The organism is uncultured Amaricoccus sp. (genome assembly GCF_937858865.1).
Classification (GTDB): domain Bacteria; phylum Pseudomonadota; class Alphaproteobacteria; order Rhodobacterales; family Rhodobacteraceae; genus Amaricoccus.
In genome coordinates this window covers 1-4,829 of sequence record NZ_CALLYO010000488.1, presented here as the reverse complement: position 1 = coordinate 4,829, position 4,829 = coordinate 1, and the positions used below count along the sequence as shown (strand labels likewise).

Here is a 4,829-nt window from a genome sequence, read left to right as displayed (position 1 = left end):
CGGAGGGACTCGACCCCCCAACCTAGCCGTTATGAGCGGCCAGCTCTAACCATTGAGCTACAGGCCCGTCGCCCCGCCTGTTCCCCCGCGCCGGCCACGATGTCGCGCTCTGGGATCGCGACCCCGCCGCCCCGCCCGCCGCCCTCGCCTTCATCGAGGCCATCCTCGGCGACCTCGCCGCCAACGATCTGCTGAACGGCCAGCCCTCCGCCGCCGTCCTGGCCCGCATCACGCCCGTCCCCGACCTCGCCCGGGCGCTCGAGGGCGTCGCCCACGTCCAGGAGAACACGCCCGAGCGCCTCGAGGTGAAGCGCGCCGTCTTCGCCGAGCTCGACGCCGCCGCCCCTCCCGATGCCGTCCTCGCCAGCTCCACCTCCGCCATCCTGCCCTCGGCCTTCACCGAGGCGCTCCCCGGCCGCGCCCGCTGCCTCGTCGTCCACCCGATCAACCCGCCCTACCTCATCCCGGCGGCCGAGGTCGTCCCCGCCCCCTGGACCGCGCCCGAGGTCGTCGAGCGCACCCGCGCCCTCCTCGTCGCCGCCGGCCACGCACCCCTCGTCATGCAGCGCGAGCTCGACGGCTTCATCATGAACCGCCTGCAGGGCGCCCTCCTCGAGGAGGCCTTCCGCCTGGTCGACGCGGGCTACGCCAGCACCGAGGACATCGACATCGGCATCCGCGACGGCCTCGCGCTGCGCTGGTCCTTCATGGGCCCCTTCGAGACCATCGACCTCAACGCCCCCGGCGGGGTGCGCGACTACGTCACCCGCTACCAGTCGATCTATTCCAACCTCTTCCCGCAGATGCAGCACCGCGCCGACTGGGCCGGCCCGGTCCTCGACCGCGTCGAGGCCGAACGCCGCTCCCGCCTCCCCGAGGCCGGCCTCGCCGGCCGCCAGGTCTGGCGCGACCGCCGCCTCATGGCGCTCGCCGCCCACAAGCGCGCATCCGACAAGGAGTTCGGCAAATGACCGGGACCACACGCAAGGGCAGCGGCCGCACCGACAGGGGCAAGGTCATCATCACCTGCGCCGTGACCGGGGCGATCCACACCCCCACCATGTCGCCCTATCTGCCGATCACCCCCGACCAGATCGCCACGGAGGCGATCGCCGCCGCCGAGGCCGGCGCCGCCATCCTCCACCTGCACGCCCGCGACCCCGAGACCGGCAAGCCCGACCAGACGCCCGAAGCCTTCGCCCGCTTTCTCCCCCGCATCAAGCAGGGGACGAACGCCGCCATCAACATCACGACCGGCGGCAGCCCCTACATGCGCGTCGAGGAGCGCGTCCTCCCGGCCGCCACCTTCAAGCCCGAGGTCGCCTCCCTCAACATGGGCTCGATCAACTTCGGCCTCTACCACCTCGCCGAGAAGTTCGACTCGTTCCGGTTCGACTGGGAGCGCCCCCACCTCGAGGCGACCCGCGACCTCGTCTTCCGCAACTCCTTCAAGGACATCGAGTACATCCTCGCCACCTGCTACGACAACGGCACCCGCTTCGAGTTCGAGTGCTACGACATCGCCCACCTCTACAACCTCGCCCATTTCGCCGACCGCGGCCTGGTGAAGCCGCCCTTCTTCGTCCAGTCCGTCTTCGGCCTGCTCGGCGGCATCGGCACCCACCCCGAGGACGTCGCCCACATGAAGCGCACCGCCGACCGCCTGTTCGGCGACCAGTTCCGCTGGTCCGTCCTCGGCGCCGGCGCCAGCCAGCTGCGCATCGCCGCCCAGGCCGCCGCCCTCGGAGGCAACATCCGCGTCGGCCTCGAGGACAGCCTCTGGGCCGGCCGCGGCCGGCTGGCGAAATCCAACGCCGAACAGGTCGCCCTCGCCCGCAAGATCATCGAGGGGCTCGGCCTCGAGGTCGCCACCCCCGACGAGGCCCGCACCATCCTCGCGCTCAAGGGTGGCGACGCGGTGGCCTTCTGAACCGCGTTAACACAGGTTGAAATGTGGTTACCGTCTGAACCGATACTTCAATGAAATCAAGGCACGACCCCTCCGGGCACGCGTGCCCGGACCGTGCCCGACCGGAGGAATGCCCATGCAGATCGACGTCGTCGTCGACGTGAAGACCACCCTCGGCGAGGGTCCGCTCTGGGACGTGGAGCAGGAACGGCTCTACTGGATCGACAGCTTCGACGGCCGGGTCTTCCGCGCCACCCACGACGGGCGCGAGATCCGCGCCTGGGACGTGCCGATGAAGATCGGCTCGATGGCGCTGCGCAAGGACGGCGAGGGCGCGATCGTCTCGCTGGCCCGCGGCTTCCACGCCCTCGACTTCCGGACCGGCGAGGTCGAGCTCATCCACGACCCCGAGCCCGGCCGCGACGCCAACCGCCTCAACGACGGCAAGGTCGACAAGCAGGGGCGCTTCGTCGCCGGCTCGATGGACACCCAGGAGAGCGGCCCGAACGGCACCCTCTACCGCCTCGACCCCGACTTCTCCGTCCACACCCTCGACACCGGCATCATCGTCTCCAACGGCCCCTGCTGGAGCCCGGACGGCGACACCTTCTACTTCGCCGACAGCTGGTCGGGGGAGATCTGGGCCTACGACTACGATCAGGCGACCGGCAACGTCTCGAACCGGCGCACCTTCGTGAAGATCGACACCTCGCGCGGCGGGGCGGCCGACGGCTCGACCGTCGACGCCGAGGGCTGCCTCTGGAACGCGCAGGTCTACGACGGCAAGATCATGCGCTACACCCCGGACGGCAAGCTCGAGCGCGAGATCGAGATGCCGGTCAGGAAGGTGACGAGCGTGATGTTCGGCGGCCCGAACCTCGACATCCTCTTCGTGACCTCGATGGCCAAGCCGCCGCTGCCCCGGTTTCCCGGCGACGGCGTGCTGCGCGGCAGCCTCCTCGCCATCACCGGGCTCGGGATCACGGGAATTCCCGAGCCGAGGTTCGGCGCGTGAGAGGCAGAGACCTGCGGCGCGCCCCTCGTCAACGACGCGCCGGCGCCGCCACCGTGGCCATCTCCGACCGCCGGTAGCGCTCGAAAGGCCGCATGCGCCGCCCGCGCGCCTTGTGCCGCCGCTCGACCCTCCCTATTTCCCGGCCATGAACTACGTCCTCGCCCTCTTCCTGCCGCCGCTGTCGATCCTCATCGCCGGCCGCCCGTTCGTCGCCATCGTGACCTTCCTCGTCTGGGTCCCGGCGCTCATCTTCTCGGGCGGCCTCACCCATCCGATGTTCATCCTGCTGGCCTGGATCCTGATCTACCAGGCTCGCGAGGACCGCCGCGCCCGCCTCCCCCGCGACGGCTGACCCCTGCGCACCCGCTTCGCCCCGTCGCCGACCGGCCCGCTCCACCTCGGCCACGCCTTCTCGGCCCTGACCGCGGCCGACCTCGCCCGCCGACAGGACGGCACCTTCCTCCTCCGCATCGAGGACATCGACCGCACCCGCTGCCGCCCCGAGCACGAGGCCGCCATCCTCGCCGACCTCGCCTGGCTCGGCCTCTCCTGGCCCGAGCCCGTCCTCCGCCAGTCCGACCACCTCCCACGCTACGCGCGGGCCCTCGACCGCCTCGCCGCCCTCGGCCTCACCTACCCCTGCCGCTGCACCCGCGCCGACATCCGCGCCGCCCTCTCCGCCCCGCAGGAGAATGCGCCCAGCCCCCTCTACCCCGGCACCTGCCGCCACCGCCCCATGTCGGACGCCGCCCCCGGCGACGCCATCCGCCTCGACCTCGCCCGCGCCCTGGCCCTCGCCGGCCCGCTCGAGTTCACCGAGACCGGCCCCCTCCACCCCGGCACCCACCCGGCCGACCCCACGCCTCTCGGCGACGTCGTCCTCGCCCGCCGCGACATCGGCACCGCCTACCACCTCGCCGTCGTCGTCGACGACGCCCGCCAGGGCATCACCCACGTCGTCCGCGGCGCCGACCTCTGGGAGGCGACGCCGCTCCACCGCCTCCTCCAGCACCTCCTCGGCCTCCCCGTCCCGGTCTGGCACCACCACCGCCTGATCCGCGACGCCTCCGGCCGCCGCCTCGCCAAGCGCGACGACGCCCGCGCCCTCGCCACCCTCCGCGCCGAAGGCGTCACGCCCGAGCGCATCCGCCGCCAGCTCGGCTTCCCCTGAGCGCCGTCCCGCGGCACACTCCGCCGGCCATGAGCCGCCCCACCGTCCTCTTCCCGCTCTTCGCCGAGCTGACCGCCCTCGACGGCGTCGGCCCGAAGACCGCCCGCCTCCTCGCCCGCATGGAGATCGCCCACCCGGCCGACCTCGTCCTGACGCTCCCCACCTCCGGCACCGACCGCCGCCTGCGCGCCTCGATCCGCGAGGCGCAGCTGCCCGAGGTCGTCACTGTCGAGGTCGAGATCGGCCTGCACCAGCCGCCGACCATGCGCGGCCGCCCCTATCGCGTCCACGTCCGCGACGCGCTGACCGAGTTCCAGCTCGTCTTCTTCCACCCGCACCCCGACTGGCTCCGCCGCACCCTGCCGGCCGGCCAGCGCCGCATCGTTTCCGGCCGGGTCGAGCTCTTCGACGGCATCGCCCAGATGCCCCACCCCGACCACATCCTGCCTCCCGGCGGCGAGGCGACGCTGCCCGCCTACGAGCCTGTCTACCCGCTCACCCAGGGGCTCAGCCTCCGCACCATGACCCGCGCCGTCCAGGACGCCCTTGCCCGCGTCCCGGACCTGCCGGAATGGATCGAGCCGAGCGTCCTCGCGCGCCGCCGCTGGCCCGCCTTCCGCGCCGCGCTCGCGGCCGCCCACGCCCCCGCCGGCCCGGCCGACCTCGCCCCCGCGTCCCCGGCCCGCGAGCGGCTCGCCTACGACGAGCTCCTCTCGCACCAGATGACGCTGGCC

At 72.5% G+C, this 4,829-nt stretch carries 5 protein-coding genes and 1 pseudogene; all 6 read left to right on the top strand.

All coding sequences use genetic code 11. The features are described from left to right. The first annotated feature begins 77 nt into the window (after positions 1-77). Positions 78-971, top strand: coding sequence for a 3-hydroxyacyl-CoA dehydrogenase (locus tag Q0112_RS14390; protein ID WP_297976440.1), 894 nt, complete (start codon positions 78-80; stop codon positions 969-971). Beyond that, the gene (locus tag Q0112_RS14385) at positions 968-1,930 is read left to right on the top strand and encodes a 3-keto-5-aminohexanoate cleavage protein (RefSeq protein WP_297976436.1); all 963 of its coding nucleotides are present in this window, start codon (positions 968-970) and stop codon (positions 1,928-1,930) included. The genes Q0112_RS14390 and Q0112_RS14385 overlap by 4 nt, the downstream gene beginning before the upstream one ends. Before the next feature lie 115 nt (positions 1,931-2,045). Beyond that, positions 2,046-2,924: an SMP-30/gluconolactonase/LRE family protein gene (locus Q0112_RS14380; protein ID WP_297976434.1), complete on the top strand. Its 879-nt coding sequence runs from the start codon at positions 2,046-2,048 to the stop codon at positions 2,922-2,924. Positions 2,925-3,069: 145 nt separating this feature from the next. Continuing rightward, a complete protein-coding gene (locus Q0112_RS14375) occupies positions 3,070-3,276 on the top strand; it encodes a hypothetical protein (RefSeq protein ID WP_297976432.1) in 207 nt (68 codons plus the stop codon). Positions 3,277-3,279: 3 nt separating this feature from the next. After that, the gene (gene gluQRS, locus Q0112_RS14370) at positions 3,280-4,095 is read left to right on the top strand and encodes a tRNA glutamyl-Q(34) synthetase GluQRS (protein WP_297976438.1); all 816 of its coding nucleotides are present in this window, start codon (positions 3,280-3,282) and stop codon (positions 4,093-4,095) included. Positions 4,096-4,124: 29 nt separating this feature from the next. Beyond that, positions 4,125-4,829, top strand: a pseudogene (locus tag Q0112_RS14365) (ATP-dependent DNA helicase RecG); the annotation flags it as partial.

Coding starts and splice junctions, on each gene's coding strand:
- Q0112_RS14385 (WP_297976436.1), top strand. CDS start 968: ATGACCGGGACCACACGCAAGGGCAGCGGCCGCACCGACAGGGGCAAG.
- Q0112_RS14380 (WP_297976434.1), top strand. CDS start 2,046: ATGCAGATCGACGTCGTCGTCGACGTGAAGACCACCCTCGGCGAGGGT.
- Q0112_RS14375 (WP_297976432.1), top strand. CDS start 3,070: ATGAACTACGTCCTCGCCCTCTTCCTGCCGCCGCTGTCGATCCTCATC.